This is a genomic window from Microcoleus sp. F10-B2, from assembly GCF_036704965.1.
Classification (GTDB): Bacteria; Cyanobacteriota; Cyanobacteriia; order Cyanobacteriales; family Microcoleaceae; genus Microcoleus.
In genome coordinates, this window is the sequence record NZ_JAUBTB010000039.1 from 18,059 (window position 1) to 40,044 (window position 21,986).

At 46.2% G+C, this 21,986-nt stretch carries 19 protein-coding genes and 2 pseudogenes; 10 read left to right on the plus strand and 11 right to left on the minus strand.

Annotation, left to right across the window (positions count from 1 at the left end):
* Positions 1–21 precede the first annotated feature (21 nt).
* A complete protein-coding gene (locus tag QUA99_RS16580) occupies positions 22–276 on the plus strand; it encodes a hypothetical protein (protein WP_333238778.1) in 255 nt (84 codons plus the stop codon).
* Positions 276–611: a type II toxin-antitoxin system RelE/ParE family toxin gene (locus tag QUA99_RS16585; RefSeq protein ID WP_333238780.1), complete on the plus strand. Its 336-nt coding sequence runs from the start codon at positions 276–278 to the stop codon at positions 609–611. Before QUA99_RS16580 ends, QUA99_RS16585 begins: the two co-directional genes overlap by 1 nt.
* A gap of 71 nt (positions 612–682) precedes the next feature.
* On the opposite strand, the gene QUA99_RS16590 is transcribed toward QUA99_RS16585, so the two are convergent.
* Positions 683–1,372, minus strand: coding sequence for a class I SAM-dependent methyltransferase (locus tag QUA99_RS16590; RefSeq protein ID WP_333238782.1), 690 nt, complete (start codon positions 1,370–1,372; stop codon positions 683–685).
* A gap of 333 nt (positions 1,373–1,705) precedes the next feature.
* On the opposite strand from QUA99_RS16590, the gene QUA99_RS16595 reads away from it, so the two are divergent.
* A complete protein-coding gene (locus QUA99_RS16595) occupies positions 1,706–3,574 on the plus strand; it encodes a polysaccharide biosynthesis/export family protein (protein ID WP_333238784.1) in 1,869 nt (622 codons plus the stop codon).
* A gap of 283 nt (positions 3,575–3,857) precedes the next feature.
* Here QUA99_RS16595 and QUA99_RS16600 read toward each other — a convergent pair whose 3' ends face one another.
* The 6 genes from QUA99_RS16600 to fraC form a co-directional block, all read right to left on the minus strand.
* Positions 3,858–4,571, minus strand: coding sequence for an SGNH/GDSL hydrolase family protein (locus QUA99_RS16600; RefSeq protein ID WP_333238786.1), 714 nt, complete (start codon positions 4,569–4,571; stop codon positions 3,858–3,860).
* A gap of 538 nt (positions 4,572–5,109) precedes the next feature.
* Positions 5,110–5,937 (minus strand): ATP-dependent sacrificial sulfur transferase LarE, encoded by an 828-nt coding sequence (larE, locus tag QUA99_RS16605; RefSeq protein ID WP_333238845.1) that lies wholly within the window; start codon positions 5,935–5,937, stop codon positions 5,110–5,112.
* A gap of 120 nt (positions 5,938–6,057) precedes the next feature.
* Positions 6,058–6,837 carry a Uma2 family endonuclease gene (locus QUA99_RS16610; protein ID WP_333238788.1) on the minus strand — a complete coding sequence of 260 codons (780 nt, stop codon included), beginning with the start codon at positions 6,835–6,837 and terminating at the stop codon, positions 6,058–6,060.
* A 123-nt stretch (positions 6,838–6,960) separates the two neighbouring features.
* Positions 6,961–7,734 carry an ABC transporter permease gene (locus QUA99_RS16615; RefSeq protein ID WP_333238790.1) on the minus strand — a complete coding sequence of 258 codons (774 nt, stop codon included), beginning with the start codon at positions 7,732–7,734 and terminating at the stop codon, positions 6,961–6,963.
* Between the two features lie 246 nt (positions 7,735–7,980).
* Complete coding sequence (locus tag QUA99_RS16620) at positions 7,981–8,979, minus strand: DUF5357 family protein (RefSeq protein WP_333238792.1); 999 nt, start codon at positions 8,977–8,979, stop codon at positions 7,981–7,983.
* Between the two features lie 9 nt (positions 8,980–8,988).
* On the minus strand, positions 8,989–9,510 hold the full coding sequence (gene fraC / locus QUA99_RS16625) for a filament integrity protein FraC (protein ID WP_333238794.1): 522 nt from the start codon (positions 9,508–9,510) through the stop codon (positions 8,989–8,991).
* Positions 9,511–9,736: 226 nt separating this feature from the next.
* Here fraC and QUA99_RS16630 point away from each other — a divergent pair, with 226 nt between their 5' ends.
* The 3 genes from QUA99_RS16630 to QUA99_RS16640 all read left to right on the plus strand — a co-directional run bounded on the left by QUA99_RS16630 (position 9,737) and on the right by QUA99_RS16640 (position 13,301).
* On the plus strand, positions 9,737–10,870 hold the full coding sequence (locus QUA99_RS16630) for a cob(I)yrinic acid a,c-diamide adenosyltransferase (RefSeq protein ID WP_333238796.1): 1,134 nt from the start codon (positions 9,737–9,739) through the stop codon (positions 10,868–10,870).
* A gap of 268 nt (positions 10,871–11,138) precedes the next feature.
* On the plus strand, positions 11,139–11,327 hold the full coding sequence (locus tag QUA99_RS16635; protein ID WP_333238797.1) for a hypothetical protein: 189 nt from the start codon (positions 11,139–11,141) through the stop codon (positions 11,325–11,327).
* Positions 11,328–11,333: 6 nt separating this feature from the next.
* The gene (locus QUA99_RS16640; RefSeq protein ID WP_333238799.1) at positions 11,334–13,301 is read left to right on the plus strand and encodes a calcium-binding protein; all 1,968 of its coding nucleotides are present in this window, start codon (positions 11,334–11,336) and stop codon (positions 13,299–13,301) included.
* Between the two features lie 279 nt (positions 13,302–13,580).
* Here the strand turns inward: QUA99_RS16640 and QUA99_RS16645 are convergent, their stop codons facing one another.
* Complete coding sequence (locus QUA99_RS16645) at positions 13,581–13,769, minus strand: CsbD family protein (protein WP_333069342.1); 189 nt, start codon at positions 13,767–13,769, stop codon at positions 13,581–13,583.
* A gap of 736 nt (positions 13,770–14,505) precedes the next feature.
* Positions 14,506–15,003, minus strand: coding sequence for a hypothetical protein (locus QUA99_RS33160; protein WP_445251019.1), 498 nt, complete (start codon positions 15,001–15,003; stop codon positions 14,506–14,508).
* A gap of 438 nt (positions 15,004–15,441) precedes the next feature.
* On the opposite strand from QUA99_RS33160, the gene QUA99_RS16655 reads away from it, so the two are divergent.
* Positions 15,442–15,825, plus strand: a complete 384-nt coding sequence (locus QUA99_RS16655; protein WP_333238801.1) for a hypothetical protein — start codon at positions 15,442–15,444, stop codon at positions 15,823–15,825.
* A gap of 154 nt (positions 15,826–15,979) precedes the next feature.
* Here QUA99_RS16655 and QUA99_RS16660 read toward each other — a convergent pair whose 3' ends face one another.
* Together QUA99_RS16660 and QUA99_RS16665 are read right to left on the minus strand one after the other, a co-directional pair.
* Positions 15,980–17,338 carry an FAD-binding oxidoreductase gene (locus QUA99_RS16660; RefSeq protein ID WP_333238803.1) on the minus strand — a complete coding sequence of 453 codons (1,359 nt, stop codon included), beginning with the start codon at positions 17,336–17,338 and terminating at the stop codon, positions 15,980–15,982.
* 130 nt (positions 17,339–17,468) lie between these two features.
* Positions 17,469–18,230 (minus strand): class I SAM-dependent methyltransferase, encoded by a 762-nt coding sequence (locus QUA99_RS16665; RefSeq protein ID WP_333238805.1) that lies wholly within the window; start codon positions 18,228–18,230, stop codon positions 17,469–17,471.
* A 390-nt stretch (positions 18,231–18,620) separates the two neighbouring features.
* On the opposite strand from QUA99_RS16665, the pseudogene QUA99_RS33165 reads away from it, so the two are divergent.
* The 3 genes and pseudogenes from QUA99_RS33165 to QUA99_RS16675 all read left to right on the plus strand — a co-directional run.
* Positions 18,621–19,121, plus strand: a pseudogene (locus tag QUA99_RS33165) (Tll0287-like domain-containing protein); the annotation flags it as partial.
* 138 nt (positions 19,122–19,259) lie between these two features.
* Positions 19,260–19,976 (plus strand): annotated as a pseudogene (locus tag QUA99_RS33170) (adenylate/guanylate cyclase domain-containing protein); the annotation flags it as partial.
* Positions 19,977–20,361: 385 nt separating this feature from the next.
* The gene (locus QUA99_RS16675) at positions 20,362–21,774 is read left to right on the plus strand and encodes an adenylate/guanylate cyclase domain-containing protein (protein ID WP_333238809.1); all 1,413 of its coding nucleotides are present in this window, start codon (positions 20,362–20,364) and stop codon (positions 21,772–21,774) included.
* The last annotated feature ends 212 nt before the right edge of the window (positions 21,775–21,986 follow it).

Below are 21,986 nucleotides of genomic sequence, written 5' to 3' on the forward strand. Positions count from 1 at the left end.
TAACCATTCATCATAACTTTTATGACTCTTACACTCACCTTACCCCCCCAAATCGAAGCACTGCTGCGCCAACGGGCGGAAAGTACAGGACAAGATATAACCAGCGTTACCCTAGCTGTTATCGCGTTCGGACTTAGCTTTGATGAAAGCGATTTCTTCGAGGCATTAGAAGGGATTCAACGCGGACTTGATGACTTCGATCGGGGTCAGTTTTCTACTCTGGAAGAGTTTGTCGATAGACAAAACCAGAAATACGGACTTTCTTTGGAAACATAATGTATCGCATTGACTTTTCCAGTACAGCTCAATCTGAAGCTGATGCAGCGTTTCTGAACTTTTCCCAATTCACGACTCCCGAACGCGCTCAAGCATGGTATCAGGGCCTGATTAAAGCGATTTCCTCACTCCAAGAAATGCCGCGTCGTTGTGTTTTAGCCCGTGAAAACGCATTTTTCAGCCAAGAGATTCGCCAGCTTCTGTATGGAAGTGGTAAAACCACGTATCGGATACTCTTCACTATTTTTGACGATCAACCCATACCAACGGTGAGGATTATCCACATTCGCCATGCAGTCCAGCGTGCGATTGGCGAACCACAAGATGAGGCATGACCTTATGCTTAGCTTATCTAATTTTTTTGAAATAAGCGATCGCAAATTGCCATGCCCTCCGCAGCCGCGCATTACATTCGCCCGCTAACTCGCAGCATCTTATTCCCGCCTTTTTGAAACTCGTAGGGAGCCTCTTGAATTTCTACACTAAAACTTCTCTTTTTCAATTCTGCGATCGTCGGATTTAAGCGATCGGATTCCTCCCCGCTAAAACTTTGCAATAGAGGGAATACCCGGACTTCCTTCGCAACCCGACACATTTCTGTAATTGCTGCCAGATGAAATTCTTCTGAAAGCAAGTGAGAATAAGCAAATAAGAAATGGCTGCACAAAGCTAAATCGAACTGGCGGTCATTGAAAGGCAAAATCGGCAGATCAGCATTCATGTAGCGGCCTTGCTGCAAGCCAGATGGAAAATCTTCTAAAAATTCCTGCATCGCCTTCATCCGCACTTCGCCTAGCTGGTACGGCGATTCAAAATTGTTCCACAGGTAGCCGTCTACATTGGCTTTAACACCGTCAATCACAGTTTGATATGTTTCTTGGATGCGATCGCCAATTTCCACCGCAGTAAACTGATAAACTGGATCGCAAGAAATTACCTTTTTACCTTGGCGAGTCATTTCGGCATTGAAACTTGCCGGGCCGGCGGCACAATCAAGAATGTTTAGCTTGAGGTCACTTGAGGTCAAGCTAAACATTCCTATGTATTCATCCAAGCAGCGTCCCCAGGGAATTACTTTATCCAATTTTAGTGACACTTGTCTTTGTCCTGCAGAGAGAATTATTTAATATTTTACCTCAAATCAGGGCGGTTTTTTCCTATCTCCTTTCTGTGGCGGGTTGATTTGTATCGCGAGTTATGTATGAAAAATTTTGCTCAAACGAGATCCTAATCCTGAAAACAGTTGGGGGGCTTTACACTTTCTTTACAAAAAAGGTGCAAAATAGTTAAGTGCGATCGCACTATTTTTATGCTTCCACCTGTGGATTTTGCAGCGAAGCGAGGCTACACTGGACAGCAGGGAAAATAAACTACAATCAACTAGCTAAATTGCTCTCGTTCATTGGCAGGCTGCAACCAGGGAAGAAAAATGAAACATACCGTTCAAACCGCTACAAGTCTGAGTTTGTCAGCACTCCTGGTGCTATTGAGTTCGCTGCCCAGTATAGCTCAGTTGCCTGCCATCAGAAATCCTGCCGCCACTCCTAACCCAAACCAACCGAGAGTACCGCCGCCGCCACCTCGGGGTTCGAGTTTGCCGCCGATCGGCAATTCTGGTGCGCTGACACCAGAAGCAGCTTATACTTTAGGCCCGGGCGATCGCATTGCTTTAGATATCTTCGGCGTTCCTGAATTCAGCAAGGAATATCAAGTGTTAGTTGACGGGACGCTCAATTTGCCAATCATTCGCAGCGTCTCAATTCAAGGGTTGACGCTGCAACAAGCCGCTAACGTGATTACCCAGCGATACGAACCCTTCATCAATGTTCCCGTTGTTACCGTGACTGTGATCGTCGCTCGCCCCCTTAATATAGGCCTTGCCGGTGAAGTTACTCGCCCGGGTTCCTACAAGATTAATCCCACTAGAGAAGGAGGAGGAGTAAAATTCCCGACTTTGATGGAAATGCTGCAACTTGCACAAGGGGTGACATCAGCAGGAGATATGCGAAATGTCCAAATTCGCCGTCCGGCCCGCAGAGGCGGGCAGGAGCAAGTTACTACGGTAGATTTGCAGAATTTTTTAGAGACGGGAAATTTGCGTCAAGATGTCACGATTCGAGATGGAGATACAATTTTTGTACCGACAGCAAGTGCCCTGAATACTCAAGAAGTTCGTCAAAGAGCCAGTGCTAATTTTTCCGCTGATATTACTAAACCAATTGGCGTGGTAATTGTCGGCGAGGTAAACAGGCCTGGGCCTTATACTATATCTGCTGCTGATTTGCGATCGACCAACCAACAAACAGAACTGGGTTTTGTCAGCATCGAGCAACAGCAAGGAGCAGTTGTCGGTTTACCAACGATAACTAGAGCGCTCAAAATTGCTGGCGGTATCACTACAGAAGCTGACATTCGCCGCGTGCAAATCCGCCGCCGAATCAGAGGTGGCAACGAACAAACTATCATGGTAAATCTGTGGGATTTGCTGCAAAAAGGCGACGCGACTCAAGATGTTTTGCTGCAAGAAGGAGATAGCGTGATTATCCCGACAGCCGCTACTGTAGACTTAGCTGAAGTTTCTCAAGTCGCCAACAGCAGTTTTTCTCCGAACGCGATTAGCATTAATATTGTAGGAGAAGTAATTAGGCCCGGGGCTGTGCAGGTGCGGCCTACTACATCCCTGCACCAAGCTTTGCTGACCGCAGGCAGTTTCAATCAATTGCGGGCCAAAAAAGACAAAGTAGAACTGCTGCGTTTGAACCCCAACGGTACTGTTTCTCGCCGCACGATCGAGGTGGATTTTGCTCAAGGGTTGAATCCTGACAATAACCCAACTCTCCGCAACAACGATGTGATTCTGGTAGCGCGATCGGGCTATACTAGGGTAGCAGACAATATCAACAGTTTCTTGCAGCCGATCGCAGGAATTGCAACTGGGATCGGCGCTGTTAGCGGCGTTCTTACTGGGTTTGATACAACGATCAGAACTTTTCAAAACTTATTTTTGGGAGGAGATTTCGAGCGGCAAATTCAGCTCAGACAGCTTCGCGAACAACGTCAAGACAGACAAGAGCAACGTGAAGACAGACTGCTAGAAAGAGAGCTCCAACGTCAAGATAGATTGCAGCAAGCAGAAGACAGAAGACTGCAACTTGAAGACAGAAGACTGGAGCTTGAAGACAGACAGCGACAAATAGATCTTGAGAATCGGCAAATTCAAATCCAGGAGCAGCAACTTTTGCTCGAGAATCAGCAGCAGCAAATGCAGCTACAGCAAATGCAGCCAACTACTCCTTAATATCTAGTCATGTAAAATAACCTTTATAATTTTGTAGTGAGGACTTCAGTCCTCCCTACAAAACAATTTGATTGCGCTCGTTAAGCTCAAACTACACGCATCAAGTCCCAGTCTACGGAATTTAAAGTAATAACTTAAACACAGATTATTTCGGAAATAATGCACGTTGTTAGGATCGTCAATTAAATAATTTCCCTTTTTTATTGTGGGATGGGCGGGACGCCCGTCCCCGATAGACGGGCGTCCCGCCCATCCCACAACAGTCATGAAAAGTGGATTTTATTTAATTCTCATCCTTTAAATAATAATTTAAAATATTTAACAAAACTTTTCTGTATATATCTAAACCTTTCGCATTGAGGTGAATGCCGTCAATTGTTAAATCTGGATTGAGAGCTTGTTCCTTAAACAATTCTTGTATGCCGCGAGATTCAACAGTCACATTTTCGGCGGCTGCTACTCGATCGATGAGAACATTGATTTCGTCAACTCTAGCAATTGTTCCTGCTAATTTAGGATTGTAGCTGGCGGCAAGAGTGGAGTAAAAAGCAGGGATCAGAATAATCTGTTTTGTTTCGAGCGATCGCATCACGGCGATCGCCTCTTTTAAGTTACTGACAAACTGCTCGTCGCTAATGCCGTACATAGCATCATTTGTACCGATCGCCAAAATCGCTTTTTTGCAGGTAAACCGCTGCGGTACTAACAGTTTAAGCTGTTCTAGCAGCGAAACTGAACTCATTCCGCCGATCGCAAAATTAAAATTTTCTTCACCTAAAGAATCGCCGAGGGCCGAGGAAATAGAATCACCCCACACGCACCCTTGATATTGCTTGTCTTTAATTTGTTGTACCTGATTGTACACCGTAACTTGCCACCACAGGGCAGAACTAACTGTATCTCCCGAAGGTTGCGGGTTAGCTAACACCCGGAAGGGGAGGTACGCGAAAACAAACAAAGCCAAGAAGACCGAGATTAACTTAAATTTAACTTTCATAAACCTCAGGAGGAGACATTTTCGTGCAAGCTGAGAAAACAGTTATGTCAGTTAGATTGAATGAAATACCCTAGAAATTATGTTCCTCAAACAAATATCCTTGAAGGCAGATAAACTAATCGATTTCCCGCAGGGTAAAAAAGCCAATAGCAACGACTCTTCACTTTGAAATTATCTTGTTGGAGCTGCTAACATTGAATTTTCCATAGCTTTTAGCAAACTATTCTGGCAGGATTTTGTCGAACATGAAGGCGGTATCTTTTTGTCCGAAGCCTTTAACAGTCAAATATAATAACAGTGGAAAATCGAGCTGGGAAATGAGATCGCTGCAATTGAGAAGGTGATGAACCACCAGCACGTTGATGACATTCTCCCCGGTGCATAAAATGCTAGCACTGACAATTTATTATATTTGGGACAAGCATTAGCTCAGATGTGGGAAAGTCGCCTAAAATCGCTCGATCCTCAGCGACATTTTCAAGTTAAATGCGATCGCCACGAACACACTGTTGTAGTCACATTTTTTCAGGACAATTAATCAACCTTTTGCCTGTAACAACTGCGGCTGCAAAACCTGATTTAATTTGCCGCTGCGAAATCCCTCCAAATCCAAAGTCGCGTAAACAAAACCAAACTCTTGAAACACCGCCACCAATGCAGGCAAATCTGCCTTTAACACAAATTCCTTAATTTCCTCTGCGGGTAACTCAATGCGCGCCGTATCTCCGTCCGATCGCACTCGCAAATTTTTCAGTCCCAACTGCCGCAAATACCGTTCCGCGCGCCCCACTCTTTGCAACTTTCCAACGGTGATTTCTTCGCCGTAAGGAAAGCGCGAACTCAGACAAGGTTGAGCCGGTTTGTCCCACCAAGGTAAACCCAATTCTTTGGCCAATTGCCGCACTTCAAACTTAGTAATTCCTACTTCGGCTAAAGGCGATCGCGCGCCGCGTTCCTTTGCCGCCTGAATTCCCGGACGGTAATCCTTTAAATCGTCAGCATTCACCCCATCCACCACATAAGGATAACCCTTTGCTAGTGCTAGGGGTTTCAAAGTATCGTGCAGTTCGCTTTTGCAGAAATAGCAGCGGTTAACCGGGTTAGAAGTGTAATTGGGATTTGCCATTTCCTGAGTTTCTACTTCCTCATGGGCAATGCCAATTTCTGCTGCTTGAATCCGCGCATCTTCTAAATCTTCGGGCAGTAGAGACGGGGAAACTGCCGTCACTGCCAAAGCGCGATCGCCCAACACGTCAAAAGCGATTTTTGCCACCAAAGTGCTGTCTATTCCGCCGGAATAGGCAATCAACGCCCGTTCCATCTGTGCGAAAATATCTTTTAATTGTGCGAGTTTTTCCACTGACATAATTTCCACTTTTATTACTGCGAAGCTATCGCAATCTAATTTACAGGGTGATTTCTCTTCAACATCTTGTGGGGCAGGCATAAAAACCCGCCCAAAGGTACTATTTAAATGCAAAACAGCTTATTCGGGATCGATGCCGAGGGCTGCCAATCTAGCCAAAAGTTCTTGATTTCGCTGTCTTTCCTGTTCCAGCAGCGTCTCGGCTGACTCTTTATCTTGCTGTTGGCGATCGGCGCGCTGTCGTTCATTTTCAGCCCGTTCTTCCGGCCACAACAGCAACTCACCGGCTGCATTCCACCAGCGTAGCCAATATCCCGTTCTACCTTCGCGAGTTCCCTGCCACACTCCCAAAAATAGATTTAATCCAGGTATTAAATAACGCCCGTTTTCATCAGGATTTTGATTTTCGTAACGCCCCGATTCTAGCGCATAAACTTCTATTCTGCCTGTATGCGGTCGAAAAATGACATAGCGAGGAACTTTGATTACTTGTTCGTAAAAAAACCACTTGCCGATTTCTTCTGTGTGTTCGACAGAGTATTCATCGCCGTAAGTAGCTGAGAGAAATTCCATCACTACAAAAGGGACAGTTCCTTCGGTATGAGGGGTGTAGCTGTGGCGGGGGTAGTTGTGAGGCCAAGGTTGCACTGGCCTCACGTACATCCAGTCTGGGCCTTTGCAAATAGTGCGATCGTCCACAGCAGCGCACAAAGCAAAATTAGAAACTATGAGTGCGTCTTGTATTAGTTCGGGGGAACCAAATAAAGACTGGCGCAAACCGTTAGCTAGCAACGGATGGTCTATATCGTCTACAGGGTCGTCTGGTAGGATGAAATCATCGGGTAGCAGCGGCCAGGTAATTTTTAGCTGCGATATAGGTTTGTGAATTGCAGCAGTCATAAGTCACCTCATTTTACCAATAAAAATTTTAGTTTTAGTCGAATTTTCTGAGCGATCGCCTCCTTGATATTTTAACGCGATCGTTTGATCTGCTCGAGCTTTTGAAAGTAGCGAAGGCGCGCTTTAAAATTCCCTACGGGAAAATATCGCGATCGCAATTGACAGCAGCAGCACCACATACAGCAAACCGTAGCCAGCATCTGTAATCAAACCTGCCAAGTAAGGAACTTGTCCGTAAACAGCATCGTTTCTCAAATTGAATCTGGCTAAATCCGGCAAAACCAGATAAAGTCCCATCATCAATTGTTCAATACCAGGATTTTTAGTTAACTTGCCCAAAGCCACTAAATCCCGCGTTGAATGTCCCATCAAATAAACGCCAAATGTCAGTAAAGTTGCCAGCAGCGAACTGCTGAACACGCCAAATAAAATCCCGACACCAGCCATGAGACACAGCTCAAACCAGACAAACAACGAAGCGATTAAAATGCTTTCCAAAGGGAAAGGAATCCGGCTCAAACTCAGAATAGCCAGATAGATAACAGTCATTGCTGCTACAAGCACCGCCAGCACCGCCGACAGCCCTAAGTGCTTGCCCACAATTAACTCAGCCCGACTTATCGGCTTGGCAACTAACAGGTAAACAGTCCGCTTTTCAATTTCTTTGTTGACCAATCCGGTAGCCACAAAGACTGTGGCAATTAGACCGAGAATGGTCATAGCAGCCAAACCGACATCTAAGATAATTTTCTTCTCGGTTGTCGCCGCCAATTCCGGTATCAACCGTACAGATGCTCCCATCAACAGAGCAAAAATAATAATTAAGTAAAGGATGCGATCGCGAATTACTTCCCAAAATACATTGGTCGCAACTGTCAAGATTCTTCTCAAATTCATCTAGTTATTAACCCGCTGGAAACTTTCACCATACTTTAATATAAGGAAACAAGAAGTTCGGCAACGAAGCAGTGTAATGGATTTAACGGATTTAACTGATGGGATGTTGACTAAAGAAGTCCAAGATTCTTCCCCATCTGTCCATCTGTCCATCTGTCCATCTCCCACTCTCGGGCTCGGACACTGTTCCCATCTCCCCCTCTTCCCCTTTCTTGTGGGACACTCTGGTAACTGCCTGAGACAAGCTCAAACTTGACTCTCCCCCGCAGTTCCATCTTTTTTCTGTCCGGGTTGAGAGCGTTTGATCGCATCGCAGGTTACAGTCGCCCTATTGCCTATATCGAACACCTCGCAAGATTTGGTAAACGAATATATTTCGGGTCTAAAAACCAGCCCCAGCCAAGTTGCCTGCATCTCTAACTGATAGCGGGACTCTCCTTGGACGATCGAAGTTTTGACATCCCAGCTCGCATCTTCTGGGACTACCCCAATTGTTTTTAAGGCTTGATTCTTCAGAAAAAATCGCTCGTTGTCAATATCTATTAACATTTGTTCTACCTGCGCCCACGGTTTTGTGCGGGCTTCATTTTGCAGGTATCGCTCCATTGCATTCAGGATGACAACACCTCGGGAGCGATTAATAGTTGGCTGTTGAAATGTCACCACATAATCGCTTTGCCTCAAATCCTGCGATAAAACGCTCGGATACTGCTGTATCCAACCTTGAATTAAAAAGTGAAATGCAAACCAACAGGAAAACAGCAGGTGAACTAGAGTAATCATCAAAAACTGAGGGCGCACCAACGACCTGATACCTTCCCGTTTTGACTCGCTCTTCCAAATCTCTATTGTCGCAAGAATTACTACTGCTATAAGCGGGCCGGATATCCATGCTATTTCCTTCCTGTCTGACGGCAATCTTAGCAGCAACCACAAGCCAATTAAGATGCTTGTCACCCACGGACTCAGACTTACTCCTTTAATAACAAAAGGTTGCTGGCTGGTCAGCAAACCCATTGAAAGTGTAAAAAATAACCAGCTCATATCAAAAAGCAGAGTTCTCGTCCGCCAGTCAGTGACTGCCGCCACCGACAGCAAAGCTAAAAAGATGCTGAGCAGTAAAGGCGTCTTCCAGTGGACAACTTTAGGCGGAATCATCGCCTTTTGGATTTTTTTATTGGCTTCCCAAAGGTTGTTCGTCAGCTTAGTGAGTTGCTGAGTGACATCCAACAATTGCTTCATCATAAATTTCAATTAATTATTGACGCTTTGCAAAAACAACACGGTTAAAATAACGAAATTGCTAACAGTGTGGGCGATTAAAATTCCTCCAAACTGGGTAGTTACTTGAAAAGTTTTTTTGGGAAGGCGGCGGCTGAGGGTGGGCGGCCCTATAAACTGAGGCTTGGAAGCTTTTTTATTGCCGGAAACTATGTTTTCTATAATTTCTAATCCCTGCCATTTAGCTAAAAAAGTTACTGCTAATACTGAGACGGCTATCAGAGTTATTGCCGGGTAAATATCCTGCGCTCCCCCTAATAAGATGTAACCGATCAGCCGTTCCCGCAAATCTTTTGAAATAACGCTTTCAATGCCAAAGAAAACTAACCAGCCTACGCAAGTACAAGAGAGATTGAGGATAGCTGTATATTCAACGCTGGTTTTGGGTTCGAGTTTAAGTAGTTTTTGCAGAAACCACGCTTCGATCGCGATCGCCAAAAACATAATTAAAATTTGCACCAAAACAGTCCGAAATGGGAAAACATTGGCAATCATAGGATTCAGGTATATCAGCCCGTGTTAGATTTTAATTGTACATCACAAGCGCAATAATCTTAACTGCAGGTTTTAGCCCTTGATTGCGTTCGCTCGTCGCTAGTAAAATAGGGGGTAGAGACTGTATCTTATAATCTTTTGAGATCGGGCAACAGAATGGAAAAATTAAACATTCAATTCGCGCGATCGAATACCCACCCCGAGACAGACTCAATAACTGCTGATTATGGTAAGGAATGGCATTGGTATTCGGACAGCCTCATCCCGCTCGGAACGCGCCGCGGGTCAGATTCACGTCTACGACGGCGCTGGGAAAGGCAAGTCTCAGGCAGCTTTGGGAGTAGTGTTGCGCTCGATCGGGCTGGGTATCAATTCGGCCTCGCCCACGCGAGTCTTGTTGCTGCGCTTTCTCAAAGGCCCCGGCCGCTCCTACGACGAAGACGGGGCAATAGAAGCCTTGCAACGGGCATTTCCGCACTTGATCGACCAAGTGCGCACCGGCAGAGCCGAATATTTTGGGGCCGAAGCAATCACCCGCTTCGATCGCGCCGAAGCTCAGCGAGGCTGGGATATTGCCAAAGGAGCCATCGCCAGCGATCTCTATTCCGTCGTGGTACTAGACGAACTAAACCCTGTATTGGACTTGGGTTTGCTGCCAGTTGACGAAGTAGTCCAAACCCTCAAAAACAAACCAGAATATTTAGAAGTAATCGCCACAGGCCGAGCGGCCCCGTCCGCTTTGCTGGATATTGCCGACTTGCACTCAGAAATGAAGCCCCACTATCACCCCGCAGCGGCCGAGCATCAGATTGCGGGTATCGAAATATACACTGGAGCGGGCAAAGGCAAGTCTACGAGCGCTTTGGGCAAAGCTTTGCAGGCAATAGGTAGGGGTATCAGTCAAGACCAATCTCACCGGGTGTTAATCGTGCAGTGGCTCAAAGGCGGCAGCGGTTATACAGAAGATGCGGCGATCGCAGCATTGCGGCAAAGCTACCCGCAGCTAGTAGACCACCAGCGGTGCGGCCGGGATGCTATAGTTTGGCGGGGGCAACAGCAAGAGTTAGACTGCATCGAAGCAGAACGCGGCTGGGAAATCGCCAAATGTGCGATCGCCAGCGGCTGGTACAAAACGATTATTCTCGACGAACTCAATCCCACAGTAGACTTAGAACTGCTGTCGGTAGATCCGATCGTCGAAGCGCTCCTGCGCAAGCCCCGCGATACAGAAATCATTATCACCGGGCGCTGCCACAAACCCCACGCTTACTTTGACTTGGCAAGCGTACACTCCGAGGTATACTGTCACAAACACTACGGCGATCGGGGCGTAGAACTAAAGCGGGGCGTAGACTTTTAGCTCGCCCAGCAGTTGGCGAGTTCGATCGTACCAGTTATTTAAAGACGGCCTGCCTGGGAAACCGGAAATTGCCACAAAGCCTTGTAACCAAGTAACCAATCTCCCAATTTTCCTTGTCTTCCCGATCTCCCCGATCTGCCTTTTTTAATCTTTAATTTCCGCCCCCGGACGCGATCCCCGACCGCCAATCCCGAGTGGAACATTAAGAATATGAGCCGCGTCTTCTTGAGCGTGAGCACCTGAGACTGTGCAAAAGGAATATTAAAGGGTGAAGACATTGAAAATAAAAGCTTACAAGCAAAAAGTCCGCGATGGAGAAAGTCTAGACAGGGTTAACGCCAGTAGGCTAGACTTGCGGCTGGCAAACAGGTTAAACTACAGCGGCATCCAAACATTCGGTGTTCTAGGCAGTGTCTGTAGTCGCACAAGCGATGACCAACAAGAAGTAGAGGAGTGAAGCTGTATGACAACACTAAATGACAATCCTAATCAAGTTGATTTAAACCTTCCGGGACTGGGCCCGGATACAATCTTCGCCGGAGCCGGGGCTGATTCGATTAGAACTTCCACCCTGGGTGGCAGCTTAATATTTGGCGAAGCCGATAACGATACTCTGATTTCAGTTGGCCCGAACGATACCCTCGTAGGCGGCGAGGACGAAGACTCAATCAGATCCCAGCGCACTCCGGCTTTGCTGTTTGGCGACGGAGGCTCGGACACAATAATCGCTGAAGCCCAGGCTTCGTTGTACGGCGGCTCGGGCGAGGACTTCCTCCAAGGTACTGTCGAAGCTAACCTCATATTTGGCAATGAGGACGCAGATACCATACTGGGAGGGTCGCAGAGAAGAGACTCCCTCTACGGCGGCAAGGGCAATGACGCCATCGGCTTCTTCATCGCAGGCGGCGGCAACAACCTCTCTTTACCTGGTGGCTTGGCTATTGGCTTCGCTGGCAATGAAGGCAGCAACTACTTGCGGGGCGACTTGGGCGACGACTTGATTGTAGGTATCAATCAGAGAGACAGTCTCTTCGGCGGTAAAGACAAGGACACGCTACGAGGTGTGGCCAGCAGCAGCTACCTGTCCGGCGATCTTGACGACGACATCTTAGTCATTACAAACACTACGCAAGCCAGCCCGTTTGATGCGAGGGCCATCACGATCGGCATTGAGAGAACCACCTTGATCGGCGGTGGGGGCAACGATTCCCTCTACGGCCCGATCGGCAATTTTGGCGAAGGCAGAAACTTTTTTGACGGCGGCGACGGCAACGACACGATCCGGGTTTTTGCCACGCAGGATACCGCGCAGGGAGGTGGAGGCGACGACTTCATCGTGTCGGCGACAGTGAGTGCACTTTCGAGTGTAGGCGCATCGAGTTCATTTCCAGGCTTCGCCGGTCGGAACTTGCTCGACGGCGGCACGGGCAACGACACGCTCGTGGCAGCTTTTTCGACTGATACAATGATCGGCGGCGACGGCAATGACAGCTTGAGCGGCATCTTTACTCAAGCCTCCGGTGGAGACGGCAACGATACGCTCAATGCCTCTTTTGCCGGTACTAATGCTGCGCTGATTACTCTCGACGGCGGCCTGGGCAGCGATCTGTTAATTGCCAACAGCACCCCTGGCGTCACCAACTTCATGAACGGCGGTGAAGGGGATGACAGAATCGTGTTTGGCACCACGCGCGATCGATTAATTGGCACCCTTGGCGGTAACGACACCATCTCCTATGCTACTGGTGTCAACTTTAGCGGTGTCCAATCAACGCCAAACATCATTACTGATAACTTGGGCAGCAACTTCATCACTGGCAGCAACGGCAGGGATTCCATAACTACCGGTGCTGGCGATGACATACTGTTCGGCGGCCCCACCAGTCTTGTTACCCCAGGAATTGACGGGGACGATACCTTAGATTCCGGCGGCGGAAACGACACGATTTTGGGCGGCTTTGGGAACGACTATTTGCTCGGGGGTGACGGCAACGACTCTCTCGGCGGCGGGCCCGGTGAAGACACGCTGATTGGCGGCAGTGGCAATGACAGCTTCTACTACAACAACTTCGGCGAGGGCGTCACGGTCAACTCCAACGGCAGCCTGGGTAGTAACCCAGACCGAATCGGGGATTTTACACCCGGCCAAGACAAGTTGATACTCGAGTACGATTCGTTCCTCTTACCACCATTAGACAATACGCTGCCAAATCGACCCGGTTCTAACGTGTTAGTAGTGCTCGACAGCGGGACTTACAACAACAATCTGACTCCGATAGGGGGAAATCCATCGCAACCGTTCCTCGTTTACGAAGGTGCCAGCGGTCGCTTGCTGTACGACCCTGACGGTGCTGGGAACAGGCAAGGCATTGCACTGGCAGTGTTCAACGAAAACCCACGCTTGACTGCATCAGATATTGTGCTGATTTAATTTAGGTGGGAGCGTGTACGGTAGGTTTGGAAAAAGCCGATCGTCGCCCGCACCAACTCTAAAAACTAATTGTGCTATGTTTCGAGCTAGGGAGATCAATCCCTAGCTTTTTTATTGCAGCGATCTTTAGTCGAGCATTCTGCATCAGGGAGCCTGAGTTTCTTTGCGTCGCGACATTCCCCCTGACGCACCCTACAAGTTGGGGCGAGCATAAAAAAAGCCAGCAAACGATATGTTTGCTGGATTGAGTAGGCAGGAAACTTGTAGCGAATACTGTTACTAAGCTTTGTCTACAATCTCTTTTGCTTTATCTTTGAGGTCTTCTTTCAGGTGAATTGCTGATGCTTCGTCCTGCTTGGCTTGACCTTCTAATTTATCTTTCTGATTGCCTGTAACCTCGCTAACAGCCTCTTGGATTTTGCCTTCAATATTCTTAGCAGTTGCTTCGACTCTATTTTCAATGCTCATTATTTTTTATTTTAACTCTACAACTACTAAGGTATGATTTTAAAGTTGAGGTTGAATCCCTCTTTAGTATGATTTTAAAGTTGAGTTTGAATCCCTCTTTAGATAGATTTGTTCTTAACTTTATAGCGACTTTCCGTTGAGTGAAGTACATATATCCGGTACGGACATGGCAATGCCGATTGGTGTCAACTTAAGCAGTTAACTCCCAACGTTCCTGATAGTAACCAGCCTTCTCAAGAGTATTGCTTAGGTTGTTTAATCAAGCCAAACATTTTAGGAGTCTCAACAACATAGCTAACTACCTTTGTACTTTTATCCCGCCACACAGCTAGCGAAAAATCGTACATTCCACAAAATACTATATCTAAGGTATGATTTTAAATTTGAGTTTGAATACCTCTTTAGATAGATTTGTTTTTAACTTTATAGCGACTTTCAGTTGAGTGAAGTAAATATATCCGGTACGGACATGGCAATGCCTATTGGTGTCAACTTAAGCAGTTAAGCCCCAAAGTTCCTGATAGTAACCAGCCTTCTCAAGAGTATTGCTTACGTTGTTGTTTAATCAAGCCAAACATTTTAGGAGTCTCAACAACATAGCTAACTACATTTGTACTTTTATCCCGCCACACAGCTCGCGAAAAATCATACAGTCCACAAAAAACCATCTCTATTGAAATGCGTGGATGGGGTTGAGCTAATTCCACAGCTACTGACGAATATAAATCATTGAGAACTACATAAAATATCCAAGTGGCATAGAAGCGCGAACCGTGCTATTTTTTGCGTACCGAGTGGCGACGAGCGGGTGGTGAAATCCCTCTACAATCATGATTCGACCCCCCAATCCCGTTGTTGAGTCTCCATTGGCTGTGAGTTTTATTCTCACAGCTTCGAGAGTTGAACCCTCCGCAATCCCGATCGCACTAAAATTTTGGTACACCGATTCCCAACCAATAGGAATAGGCAATTTATCGGCTCGGGACTGGACTTTTGCGATGACTGGCTCAAATACTTGTGCAAATAAGTCTGCGGGTAAACAGGCAAGTCGTTTGGATAACGCTTGTTTACTGACTTTAAATGGCTCTACCCACAGCAAACCTTCTGACTCTAATACCCGTATCACTTCACTTAACCGTGAAATCCTACGGTATACCAAGCTCAAGACTACTGCCATCATCACTGGTAATGTCAACACACTGTCAATGTCGTAGCTTGCCAGGCCCGAGGCCATCGCCCAGTTTTGGCGATCGGCGGGTTAAGCGTAACGGCTTCAAGCTTTCAGGAGTCAGGCAACACAACAACTTGGCTTGTATTTCTTCTATGGGTGGGCCTGGTACTTCCCAGACTCGACGCAGGTATGGATTACCTGACGCCCGCCGGACGTTTTTGGCTCGTAAAATGCAGTGCCGATTCGGCATCATCTCATACTTTTTCGGATTTTAACTCGGTTCGGGGGGCGTGATGCGCGCTCGATCTGGCGTGGCAGAGGTAAGATCGAGCGAGGGTGAGCTCTGTCTTAAAATAGCAATCGTCATCCCACGATCGTCCTTAAGTTGACACCTGTGGACGCTGCCGTGTCCTTAGCCCCAGCCAAGTAATACAATATTTAGTCGCAAGTCAGAATATCGTTTAGATAGAATTGTTTTTTTGAAGGTTCAACTAATAAATTATGAACACCAAAACTTCTAAATCGGGCAAACTGATGAGGGGGATTGCTGCAAGCGCGATCGCCTCCTGTGCCCTTTTTTCGCCTCAAGCAAGCTTCGCTCAAGCCAGCGGTTTAAATAATGCCCAACCGCTGCAAGACTTTCAAACTCAAGACAATACCGACCCATTTTCCGGCCGCAGCAGCGGCAGCGGAATATTTGATTTAATTCACAGATCGAGATTGGGAAACGGCCGCAGCATGGAAGAATTTAATACCGAACAGCGCCAAAATTTGAACGATGCTGCCGCAGAATATCGGAACAAACAGCGCCTACTACTGGAAAAGCAAGCTGTACCTTCTGAAGGGGCGATCGCACCTACAGAAATTACCGCCCCTGTCCCTTAAATTGCTTTCTTAGTCCGCCTAGGCGGACTTCGTTTGTCTAGCAGCGGTTTCAACCGCCGAGTTTTAATCTTTATTTCTTAGTCTCGCGTTGCGCGGACTTCGTTTGACTCTCGACAGCGGTTTCAACCGCCGAACAATCTAAAAACCATCGCCCTTAATCCCGTTCCAACCACGCCCGCATTTTACCCGGATTCAGCAAACCGTAAGGATCGACCAACTCTTTAAACTGCAACTGTTCCACATTAATACTTTTCATCCCTCCATCTTCCAATATATAAGTGTGAGGATTAGCAATCAGTGCGCCTTGCTCTTCGTGATAGCGAATAATTTCATTGAGCCGTGATTCCGTAGTGTAGCGAACTATTTGCAAAGCTGCGGCGATCGCCCTGCCGTTCATCCGCAAAAACTCCAAGTGCATCATCACCTCATCCCCATAATAATTGTACAGTTCCTCAATCAATTTCAAACCTCGATCTGCGGGAAAAAGCGTCTGCAAATAAGTCAGAGACGGGTCAGCGCTGCGAGCGTGCAGAGTTGTATGATTCCAAGTAAATTCAGCAATGGCTGCACCTTTGCTCGCTGCTTGCGCGTTTTTTTGATAGCAAATTGTGCCGCCATATTCGCGCACCAAAGCTTGCAGCGGTTCCAGACAAGATTCAGCTACCATTAACAAAGCGCAGTGCTGATCTTCAGGAATAGCATCGCGGAAAGCAGCAAAATAAGCAGGAATCGGCCAAGCACAAACACAAATTAGTTTTTTGATAATCCCGTCAGCATCGCCCAAAGCTTGACCGAAGTTTGCCGATGTCATAAAATCGTCAAAACCGACGATGATTTCCGCCCAAGCATAAGCAGGGGCGAGGGGAATTTCTAACTCAGTAATAATTCCATTTGTGCCGTAAGCGTGATTGACTTTCTGCACTTCATCGCCGCGCAATTCGATGACGCGGGGATCGTCTTCCATTGTAACGACTCGAACAGCATGAAGATTTCCGCGATCGCGCAATTGCCCGTAAGTTATCGAACCAATTCCCCCGCTACCCCCGCCAATAAATCCCCCAATCGTTGCGGTACGGTAGGTTGAGGGAACCATCCGCAATTCCCAACCGATTTCTCTGGCTTGTTTGTCGAAAACCGACATTTTCACCCCCGGTTCTACGCAAGCTAAACCCGGTTTTATCCAGCGGATACTGTTCATTTTGCTGGTATCTAAAATGACGCCGCCGTTGAGGGGGATGCACTGCCCGTAATTGCCCGTTCCTGCACCTCTAACAGTTAGCGGAATTTTGGATTTGACGCAGGCTGCCGCAATCCGCAAAACTTCGGCTTCGCTGGCGGGACGAACTACTAAATCTCCTGTTTTATCACTTAAGAGAGGTTGCAAAACTGGACTGAAGTGATAATAATCTTGAGATAGCTTGACAACTTGCGCGCGATCGCTAATTATTTCGATTCCCGAGAGTTCCGAAGAAAAAGCATCCCAGTCAATACTTTGAATCGCAGTTGCAGTCATTTTGTTTCCTCAATCCTGACAGGATTATATATTTTTTCAAGCATAACTTAGTAACCTAAAATACTAACTGCAATCTTTCTTTAAGCAGTAAGGTGCTGAGGTTTCATCCTACATAGCAGGACGGCTTTTTTCAATTAACAAATCCCCCAAACACCGCCATACCGTAGTATTTCCAAGGAACTGCAACAGTATCAAATCCAGATGAGGCCAGCATTTCTAACTGTGCCGAAAGTGTAGCTAGGCGATCGGGATTAGAATACCCGTAAGAGACACTCTTCCCCACATTTGCGCGAATTTGTGCTAATGTTTCCCCCTGATTTAGCGCCCAATCTTCTCGCGCCGCTTGATAAATATCTTTCATTGCTGCCGATTCTGCTAAAAGAGGATCGGCATTCCAAAAACAGCCACCAGCATTTAAACTTTCGCGAATGCGTTGAAACAATTTCAACTTCATCTCATCCTCAAGATGGTGAATTGCCAGAGATGAAATGCCAGCATTGAATTTATCACCCAACCCTGAAAAATTTGGATTGTTCGCCCATTCTCCAAAATCCATTTCTATGCCCGTCCACCGGGCTGCGTATCCTGCCAACTCTATTTTGGCGCGGGCAAAATCAAGCATTCGCGGCGAGTAATCGACAGCAACTATTTCCGCAGACGGGTAGCGTTGGAGAACTTTTAAAGTGAGTTCCCCCGTACCGCAGCCGAGTTCTAAAATGCGGTGGTTTGCACTAGCAATGCAGGCTGTTAATACATCCAGCATTTCGTCATATTTAGGTAAAAGTCGCCGAATGCCGGTATCAAAATCGGCAGTATTGACGAAAACTTCTCCCGGAAAAATTTCGTTGTTCGTAGGTAAGACAGTAGAGTCAGAATTCACATCGCCAACCATAGACTACAATTGCTATCCTAACCGAGATAGAGCAAAAAGTTCGTGAAGTAAGGACACGGCTGCCGTGTCCTTAGCTGATATCTCAACTGAAAACCGTTATAAAGTTATGCGTACTTTTACGGAGAACCCCTACAGTCGCTGTAAATAACAATAAACAATCCCTTGCACTACGCCGTCTGGGTTTAGCCCGACGCCGACAAAGCGACCTGAAAAAGCAGTGTTATGTTAGTAGTGCGTAAAATCACTTAAAGATTCAACCTCACATTTGAGGATACCATGCGCCAGTTAATTTCTCGCAGTCGGGCTGCCATCAGCCAATTAATTTACAAGCGAATTATCCTTGCGGTGACAATTTTATTTTGTGTAGGTGTAGGAGTAGCGATGGCAAATATGTCTCGTCTGTCCTCCACCCTAATTGAATCGCAAGCCCTCCAAAATGCCACCCTCTATGCCCAAGCTATTAAAGAAGCCCGCACCCTTTACAGTTCGGATGTTGTCAATCCTCTTAACACTGCTAAAACAATTAACTTTACCCACGACTACAAGCCGACAAAAGTAACAGTTCCCGTACCAGCAACCTTTTTGGTAGAACTCGGTAAACAGATCAGCCAAAAAAATTCTGACTTGTCAGTTCGTTTGTACAGCAACTACCCGTTTCCTTGGCGAGAAAAAGAAGGTGGGGCTCAAGACGATTTTGAACGAGAAGCCATCAAATATTTGATGCAAAATCCGACACAAAAATTTTTTAGGAGTGAGGAATTTCGCGGTAAGCCAGCTTTTCGCTATGCAGAAGCCGACCCTTTAACGGCTAGCTGCGTTAATTGCCACAACACTCATCCCTACAGCCCTAAAAAAGACTGGAAAGTCGGAGATGTGCGGGGGATATTAGAAATTACTCAACCTCTCGACACCATCACTCAAAAAACTCGCGACGGACTAAAAAACTTGTTTTTCTTGTTAGCCGGACTTTCAGTTTTAGGTGTCTCAGGATTAAGTTTAGCTATCAGCAGGTTGCGCCAAAATGCTAAACAATTAGAACAGCGCGTCAGGGAACGGACGGCACAATTGCAAGAAACTAATGTAGAATTGGTAAAAGAACAGGAAAAGTGCGATCGCCTGCTGCTCAATATTTTACCCGAGTCCATTGCTGCTAAGCTAAAAGATGGTCAAAGCAGTATTGCTGACGGCTTCGCAGAAGTCACGATTTTGTTTGCAGATATCGTAGGCTTTACCTTGCTGTCAGCACAAATATCTCCCGAAGAATTGCTCGAGTTTCTCAACGAAATTTTTTCTGCCTTCGATGGTTTGACGGAAAAGTACGGCTTGGAAAAAATCAAAACAATTGGAGATGCTTACATGGTAGTCGGAGGTTTGCCCAACCCCAGCACCAACCACGCCGAAAGCATTGCGGAAATGGCTTTAGATATGCAGGAGGAATTAGCAAAATTTAATGCCAAACATCATGCAGGAATTAACATTAGGATCGGCATCAATACCGGCCCTGCAATTGCTGGGGTTATTGGCACTAAAAAATTCATTTACGACCTCTGGGGCGATGCCGTTAATACAGCAGCCCGCATGGAATCCCACGGAATTGCCGGCGCGATTCAAGTCACACAATCAACTTACGATATCTTGCAAAATAAGTATCTGTTTGAAGACAGAGGAATTATCCACGTCAAAGGCAAGGGCGATATGAATACTTATCTGCTTGCAGGCAGGTTAGTCAGCGCAGTTTCGGTTTAATTTGTTTATTATATTATGAAGGGGTCTGCTAGTTAGTCCGGAGTCATCAGTCATCATATCATGTCCGGTCGATCGACCGCGATTTTCGTAGGGGCGGGTTCACCAACAATACCTGCCAATAATTGACAATCTCAAAAACCCGCCCCGACCGGGATATTATGGTTAATCAATCGGACATGATATTAGTCAACAGCCAGCAGCCAAGAAGTAACAGTTAATGGCTGCTGGCTGTTGACTGCTGAAAATTACAGGAATTACACAGGGGATGTGAAAAACTCGGTTTCTGTGCAGTTGCTTTGTCGATCGATCCCAAATTTATTAATTACCAGAAATCCGGTTTCTTTTTGTATGTCCTAAATTAGCCCATTGCCAAATAGTAATTTTTATGCAAGTGCGAATGTTCTCATTTTTAAAATTTTTCCAATCTCGCTTGTCTAGGCAAATAGCTTTGTGGATATTTGCTAGCATTCTTGTCATAGAGGGAATTATTTTAGTTCCCTCTTATTTTCGGCGAGAAAATGAACTTTTAAGTCAACTGGAACAGGTATCTCGGGCGACTGTTGATTCCCTAGAATTTTTGCTGCAACAAGATATATCCGATCGCACTTTTTTGCAAGAAGAAGTAAAAAATATTACTAAGGATTCTCAAGTAGTCTTAGGACTGTCTATTTACCATGCTAACGGTGAGCTAATATATACACTTGGCGAACCCCCAGAAATCAGTTTAAAGCAACTAAAAAGAACTCGTATAGTTCACAATCACAATTTCGATGGCAAGCGCTACGATATTGCTTGGACGGAGCGACATTTGGGAGGCGATTACATCTTAATTGTGCGCCACGATGCTTCCACCGTTCAACCGGAACTCTACGCATTTATCGGGCGGATTGCGGTTCTAGTCATCATTATATCAGCCTTTGTCACTTCGGTGACTATGTTTTTTTTAGGGGTGACAGTAATTGCACCTCTCTTGAGCTTGCGCGATGACTTGATCGCTGCCGGAGACGCTTTGAGCAAAGATCGAGAAAAACCTGATTTCTACTCTCTCTCTGTCAAACGCGATGACGAGTTGGGAGAACTCATGGTCGCATTCAATCAAATGTTTCACCGAGTATACAAGGAAATCGCACAGCGGAAACAAGCTGAGGAAATATTGCGCGCCGAACAAGAAAAGTCGGAACGTTTATTACTCAATATCTTACCAGTAATGATTGCCGATCGCCTAAAACAAGGCCAGATCAATATTGCGGACGGATTTGCCGAGGTTACGGTTTTGTTTGCTGATATTGTGGGGTTTACCGAAATATCTTCGCGCACGTCTCCTGAAGAATTAGTCGAATTGCTTAATAAAATATTTTCAGCTTTCGATCGCTTAAGCGAGCAATACGGCTTAGAAAAAATTAAGACAATAGGCGACAATTATATGGTAGCAGGCGGTTTGCCGCTTCCCTGTACAAATCACGCCGAATCTATTGCCGAAATGGCTCTGGAAATGCAGCAAGAAATTATGAAATTCCGCGACGAATGCGGTAAACCTCTCAATATCCGCATTGGCATTAATACTGGGCCTGTTGTAGCAGGTGTCATCGGCACTAAAAAGTTTATTTACGATTTGTGGGGAGATGCTGTGAATACAGCAAGCCGCATGGAATCTCAGGGACTTCCTGGTAAAATTCAAGTTAGCAGCTCAACTTATGAGTTGCTGTGCGATAAGTATTTGTTGGAAAAGCGCGGTAAAATTAACGTTAAAGGCAAAGGAGCTATGACGACTTATTTGCTCAAAGGCAGAAAATTGTAACTGACAATTTTAACCATCGCCCGCGAATACGTGGTATGGGGGCTGACGTTCCCAGGCAGCCGCCCTCGACACCAAACTAGATTTTTTTTAACGAACCGCGAAGACGCTAAGGGCACGTTAGGAAGAGAAGAAGAAATAATCAAAAATAAAAAGTTCATAAGTGAGTTAAAATTGCTATATTAAAAGGCGACTTGATATTAGTTGTATGGGTA